Raw genomic sequence first — 1,178 nt, forward strand, 5'->3', positions numbered from 1 at the left:
CCCAAAGTCAAGTGGTTAGTGCAACACGGGCTTAGGCGGCTTGGCTGAGCAGAGCAGATAGGCGTTGGGCTGGGGTGTCGAGATCAAGGGTCGGTCGGGGTCGGCTGTTGAGTTTGTCCTGGATCCGTTTGAGGTCGGCTTTGGTGTAGCCGCTGAGGTCGGTGCCTTTTTCGAACCAGAATCGCAGCAGCCGGTTGGTGTTTTCGTTGCTGCCGCGCTGCCAGGGCGAGTGGGGGTCGCAGAAATAGACAGGGGCCTGTAGTTGCAGGCTGATGTCCTGCCAGGCGGCCATCTCGCTGCCGCGGTCCCACGTGATGGTGCGGCGTAGATGAGCCGGCAGCTCGTTCATTGCCGCGATCATCGCGGTGGCCACCGAATCGGCGCAGTGGTCCTCGGGCAGGTGCAACAAGATCGTGAACCGGGTGCTGCGTTCGACCAGGGTGCCAATTGCGCTGCGACATCCGGTGCCCAGGATCAGGTCGCCTTCCCAGTGCCCGGGCACGGCACGGTCGCCCACCACGGCCGGACGTTGGCTGATGGTGATCACATCACTGAACGTGCCGCGGCGCTGGACTGCGCCCCGGGGCTTGCGGGCGCTGCGTTTGGTCGACAAACACTTGTTGAGATCGGCGCGCAGCTGTCCGCGACTTTGGACATAGAGACACTGGTAGATGGTTTCGTGGCTCACCCGTGCCAGCCTGTCATCGGGGTGATCACGGGCCAACACCTCGGCGATCAGCTTCGGACTCCACCCGTCGTCCATCCAGTTCTCGATGGCCCGACACAAGTCGCGGTTGTGCAGTTTGACCGATTTGGGCCGCCTGGCTTTTTCAGCTGCGCGGGCATGGGCCATCAGGGCGTGGTAATCGCCGTCAGCATTGCCATTGCGCTGGACCTCGCGCCACACCACAGAGCGGTCGCGGCGCAGCTGCTGGCCGATCTGCTCATAGGTCAAACCGGCGTCGCGGCCGCGCATTATCGCGATGCGTTCGACGAGATTGAGTCGGTGACCGCGCCCGCCTGGGCCGTCGGGATCACCGGAGTCCACAACCCCGCGTTGCGCGCCTCGACCACCTCTGATCAGCTTCATCGCCCCAGCCTGACGCCACCAGATACTGGCAACCGTGGTCGACACGCCCATGTCCTGCGCCGCGGCAAATAACGGCTCGCCTTGACAC

The 1,178-nt window shown here is 63.9% G+C and carries 1 protein-coding gene; it reads right to left on the bottom strand.

Annotated elements, in window-relative coordinates; translation table 11 throughout:
* Positions 1 to 31: 31 nt before the first annotated feature.
* Positions 32 to 1,178 (bottom strand): IS30 family transposase (locus ACXAID_RS28150; RefSeq protein WP_475025440.1); only part of this gene is annotated, 1,147 nt, incomplete at its 5' end.

It is taken from the genome of Mycobacterium sp. ABE4_509, assembly GCF_056160785.1.